Raw genomic sequence first — 4817 nt, forward strand, 5'->3', positions numbered from 1 at the left:
AAAGGAGCCGCTGCCGGCGGACAGCCGGTTCTGGACCCATCCAAACGTCGTGCTGACGCCGCACAACGCCGCCGACACCGATCCCGACGCGATCTCGCGCTACGTCGCGGAGCAGATCGCGGGCTTCGAGGCGGGCGTCGGGCTGGAAAACGTCGTCGATCGCAGCAGGGGGTATTGAGTTCTCCGTCATTGCGAGCCAGCCGGTCCGCGCCAAGCGCGGCCGGATGACAGGCTCCGCGAAGCAATCCAGACTTTCACCGCGGTGACACTCTGGATCGCTTCGGCGCGATGCGCCTCGCAATGACGATAGGCAGGGATTGCCTCGCTACTTGTCTCCCACCATCACGTCGATCGCGCCATTGACGATCAGCTCCAGCTCCATGCGCGACACGCCGGCCCGGGAGCGGATAGCGATGGTGTGAACGGTCGCCGACGCAAGCTGCCCCAGCACGGCGGGATCGGCTGAGGGCGGCAACTCGCCGCTCTCCTTGGCACGCTGGAAGCAGATGGCGAACGCCCTGTCGAGCCCGACGAGCGCGTCCAGCACCATCGCGCGGATGTCCGGATCAGCGATCGCTTCGGAGGTCGCCGTCATCACCGTGAAGCAGCCGCGCGGGCCGGCATCGCCGGAAAGATAGATATCGAGCGCAATCGCATAGATACGCGCGAGCCGCTTCCGGATCGGCATCTCGGCGCGGAAAATCTCCGCCGTCGCCGCCCGGGCGTCGTCGCGGTAGCGCTGGTAGCTCTTGATGTAGAGCTCGCGCTTGTCGCCGAAGGCGCCGTAGAGGCTCGGCCGGTTCATGCCGGTCGCGCTGCTCAGATCATCCAGCGAGGTCGCGGCAAAGCCGCCCTTGCGAAACAGGTCGAGCGCTTTTCCAAGCGCCACATCCGGCTCATAGGCGCGCGGCCGTCCGCGCCGCTTCGGCGAAGCGGACGCATCGACCTTGGCCGGCTCGGTGAGCTGTTTCTTTTTTTGTACCATATCGCAAAAAATGCCTTGACCGGGCTTATATTATGCGGAACAGTATAAAAATCAACCCGTGCCCTGACGACGCGCGGGCCAACCGCCAAGGAGGTATCGATGGACCTTTATTTCTCGCCACTCGCCTGTTCGCTCGCGACCCGGATCGCGTTCTACGAGGCCGGCGTTTCGGCCAATTATCTCGAGGTCGATCCCAAGACCAAGGTGGTGCGGAACGACGGCTCGGATTTCAGGGCGGTCAATCCGCTCGGCCTGGTGCCGACGTTGCGCACCGATGACGGGGTGGTGCTCACCGAGAACGCCGCGATCCTGCAATATGTCGCCGACCGTTTTCCGGACGCGGGGCTCGGCACCGGCCCCGGCAAGGATCGCAGCCGGCTGCATCAATGGCTCTGCTTCATCGGCACCGAGCTGCACAAGGGGCTGTTCGTGCCCTTGCTCGACAAGACCGCACCGGCCGAGATGAAAACCCATGTGCTGGGCAAGAACGTCTCGCGGCTCGACTACCTGGAGAAGTACTTGACGGGCCGCGAGTTCCTGCTCGATCACTTCAGCGTCGCCGATGCCTATCTGGTCACCATCATCAACTGGACCATGGCGACACCGCCGATCGAACTCGCGAAATGGCCAACGGTGAAGGCCTATTATGATCGCCTGCGCGCGCGGCCCTCGATCGCCAAGGCCATGGCCGAAGAACTGGTGCTCTACAAAGCCGAGCTCGCCCGCCACAAGGCCGCCGCGTAACCGTCTGAGTTCGTCAAGAGCGCCGCTGCCTCCGCTCGCCTCCCCTTGCGGGGAGGGGTCGGGGGTGGGGTTCCCGATAACAACTTTTGGAGTGTGGGCATCCCCTCCCCAGCCCTCCCGCAAGGCGGGAGGGAGCAGACCGAGCGCGCGGCCCAACCGAACTCTCAAAACGGGCTGTCGCTCAACCCGGGCACATCGGCCGGCCGCGGTCCGGGCGCCGGCCAGCGGAAGCGGCGATCCTTCTCGTCGATCGTGATGTCGTTGATCGAGGCCTCGCGCCTGCGCATCAGGCCGTGCTCGTCGAATTCCCATTGCTCGTTGCCATAGGAGCGATGCCACTGGCCAGCCGCGTCGTGCCACTCGTATTGAAAGCGCACCGCGATGCGGTTGCCGTCAAAGGCCCATAGATCCTTGATCAAACGATAGTCCAACTCCGTCGCCCATTTGCGCTTGAGGAACGCTGTTATGGCGGGCCTGCCTTCAAAAAACTCCGCGCGGTTACGCCAGCGGCTGTCCGCGGTATAGGCGAGCGCGACGCGTTCGGGATCCCGCGAATTCCAGGCGTCCTCCGCCATGCGGGCCTTCCGCGCGGCGGCTTCTCTCGTGAACGGCGGCAATGGCGGGCGCGACATGAAGATCTCCTTGAGACTTGAAGCAAGTCGGAAATCTAACTGCGCCGGCAGCCTTGTCGATGGGCTCTATCTCATCGGCCGATTGCTATTCCAGATCAGCCTTCATCAGTTCGCGCAGCGATTTCGGGATCGGCTGCGCGCGGCCCTCGCTGATGAACGCGACTCGCACCTCCGCTTTCACGAGCAGTTGATGGTCGCGCCGGACCTCCTGGGCCAGCGTGATCGACGCGCCTTTCACCGCCACCGGCCAGGTCACGATGTTGAGCACGTCGTCCATGCGCGCGGGCTTTAAGAAATCGATCTGCATCGAGCGCACCACGAAGGCAAACCCCGGCGTCTCGTCATGCGCCTGTTCGAACAGCGTGTGCTGCTCCGCGCCCATCAGCCGCAGATGATTGGTGCGCCCGCGCTCCATGAAACGCAGATAGCTCGCGTGATAGACGATGCCGGAAAAATCCGTGTCCTCGTAGTAGACCCGGATCTGCATGTGATGGCGGCCGTCGCGGATCTCGCCGTCGAGAGTCTTCACACTCAATTGCGCCTCAATGTCCTGGAAGGACACGGTTTTGCGCAAAACAGCGCGGCGCGCAAGCAGCAGGGCCGTCAGGATGTCGCAGAATCCGGCCCGCCCAGTGTCACCAGCACGATTTCTGGCGGCACGCCGAGGCGGAACGGCATGATGCTGCAGCCGAGCCCGCCTGACACCACGACGTCGCAATTGAGCTGCGTGTGGCCATAGGCCAGCAGGTTGCCGTAACGCGACGGCACCACCGGCGACCAACCGAGCAGCCGCACCTGGCCGCCATGGGTATGCCCGGAGAGCTGAAGGGCGACGCGCGACGGCACGCGCATCGCGACATCAGGCTCATGCGCCAGCAGGATGACCGGCGCATCGTCGGTGACCTTTGCCAGCGTGGCGCCGAGATCGTCGATACCGATCCGTGGCACCGGCCTGAACCGGCGCGCCGGCCAATAGGCGAGCTGGTCGCCGAGCCCGGCCAGCCAGAACGGGCGACCATCCTTGCTGAGGCGCACCGCGTCGTTCTCATAAACCGGGACACCGGCGGCTTCGAGCGCCCGGCGTGCGGCGGTCGGTCCCCGTCCGTCCCGCTGCACTTCGCGATCGTCCCAATAATCGTGATTGCCGAGAATGGCATGCACGCCGAGCGGCGCTTTCAGCCGCGCGAGCTGCGGCGCCCACTCCGCTGCCTCGATGCGGCGGCTGATATGGCGATGCCCTGCGACGTAGTCGCCGAGCATGACGATGAGGTCGGGATTGAGCGCGTTGGCGTGCGCGACGATCGCCTCGATGTGCCCAAGCGACATCCAGGGCTCGCAGGCATGCAGATCGGCGACGGCGGCGATGGTCAGCTTGAGATCGGCGGGCCATTGCGGCGGCGTGACGTGGTAGCGCGCAACGCGCAGCCGCAGCACCGGCTCGATGCCGACACCATAGGCTGCGGTCGAGAACGTCGCGGCGCCAAGGCCTGCGATGAATTTGAAGAAACGGCGGCGTGAGAGCATTTGATGTGATCGCCTTGAGTACGCCGCGCCTTCTAGTCAGGGATTGCAGCCGAAATCGGGTACATTGGTGCAGATGAACAGCAGGTTTACAGCAGTTTCGGAGCGATCAACAGTTCGACATCAAGCCTCGCCAAACCGTGCCGCACGCGCCAACGGCAGGACATGGTCGCGCGTCAGCGGCGCCAGAACGATGTCGGGCGGCGCCGCTGGATCGATCAGATCATCTCGTCGATTTCGCGGCTCGGCGCGATCTCGCCGGTCACATCGATTCCATAGAGGCTCGCCTGCACGCGAAAGCCCGGCTCGTTTGCTGCGACCGCATCGAATTCGCCGAGCGACCGGATCGAGCCGGCGAGCACGCCACAGCCCAGTTCCTCGGCGATTTCACGCGAGAGCGCCGCGACGTCGTCTTCGCCGCCATCGCGCTTGCCGCCAGGCTGCATGAAGGCGCGGGTGCCGCGCTTGCGCACCAAGAGCACGCGCCCCGCATCATCGCGGATCAGCGCAGCAACGATCCTGATCGTAGCCGCGTCCATCAGTCGTCCTCATTCCCGAACAGGCCGAACTGTGCCGCATCGCGCGCCGGCTCGGCAAGGCCGAGATGACGGAACGCATGCGCGGTGAGCAGCCGGCCGCGCGGCGTGCGCTGCAGATAGCCGCACTGGATCAGATAGGGCTCGATGATGTCCTCGATCGCATCGCGCGGCTCCGACAGCGCCGCGGCCATCGTCTCGACCCCGACCGGACCGCCGCCATAGTTCACCGCGATTGTCGTGAGATAGCGGCGGTCCATCGCATCGAGCCCCGCCGCATCGACCTCGAGCGCGCCCAGTGCGTGATCGGCGATGGCGCGGTCGATCGCCGTGGCGTCCGCCGCCGAGGCGAAGTCGCGCACTCGCCGCAGCAGCCGGCCGGCGATGCGCGGCGTGCCG

General features: G+C 65.2%; 7 protein-coding genes and 1 pseudogene. 2 read left to right on the top strand and 6 right to left on the bottom strand.

Annotation, left to right across the window (positions count from 1 at the left end):
- A pseudogene (locus JOZ76_RS32220) lies at positions 1-178 on the top strand (glyoxylate/hydroxypyruvate reductase A); the annotation flags it as partial.
- Between the two features lie 147 nt (positions 179-325).
- Here JOZ76_RS32220 and JOZ76_RS32225 read toward each other — a convergent pair.
- Entirely contained in the window at positions 326-985 is a 660-nt protein-coding gene (locus tag JOZ76_RS32225) for a TetR/AcrR family transcriptional regulator (protein WP_291705432.1), read from the bottom strand.
- 99 nt (positions 986-1084) lie between these two features.
- Here JOZ76_RS32225 and JOZ76_RS32230 point away from each other — a divergent pair, with 99 nt between their 5' ends.
- Positions 1085-1729 (top strand): glutathione binding-like protein, encoded by a 645-nt coding sequence (locus JOZ76_RS32230; RefSeq protein WP_291705433.1) that lies wholly within the window; start codon positions 1085-1087, stop codon positions 1727-1729.
- A gap of 164 nt (positions 1730-1893) precedes the next feature.
- On the opposite strand, the gene JOZ76_RS32235 is transcribed toward JOZ76_RS32230, so the two are convergent.
- From JOZ76_RS32235 to JOZ76_RS32255, 5 genes are all read right to left on the bottom strand, one after another.
- Complete coding sequence (locus JOZ76_RS32235; protein WP_291705434.1) at positions 1894-2361, bottom strand: nuclear transport factor 2 family protein; 468 nt, start codon at positions 2359-2361, stop codon at positions 1894-1896.
- Positions 2362-2446: 85 nt separating this feature from the next.
- Positions 2447-2848: a tol-pal system-associated acyl-CoA thioesterase gene (gene ybgC / locus JOZ76_RS32240; protein WP_441300139.1), complete on the bottom strand. Its 402-nt coding sequence runs from the start codon at positions 2846-2848 to the stop codon at positions 2447-2449.
- Positions 2849-2964: 116 nt separating this feature from the next.
- A complete protein-coding gene (locus tag JOZ76_RS32245; protein WP_291705436.1) occupies positions 2965-3885 on the bottom strand; it encodes a metallophosphoesterase in 921 nt (306 codons plus the stop codon).
- A 215-nt stretch (positions 3886-4100) separates the two neighbouring features.
- Positions 4101-4421 carry an NUDIX hydrolase gene (locus JOZ76_RS32250; RefSeq protein WP_291705437.1) on the bottom strand — a complete coding sequence of 107 codons (321 nt, stop codon included), beginning with the start codon at positions 4419-4421 and terminating at the stop codon, positions 4101-4103.
- The coding region (locus tag JOZ76_RS32255; RefSeq protein ID WP_291705438.1) for a Holliday junction DNA helicase RuvB C-terminal domain-containing protein at positions 4421-4817 on the bottom strand (397 nt) is incomplete at its 5' end. The genes JOZ76_RS32255 and JOZ76_RS32250, both read right to left, overlap by 1 nt.

Source organism: Bradyrhizobium sp. (assembly GCF_019244115.1).
Taxonomy (GTDB): domain Bacteria; phylum Pseudomonadota; class Alphaproteobacteria; order Rhizobiales; family Xanthobacteraceae; genus Bradyrhizobium.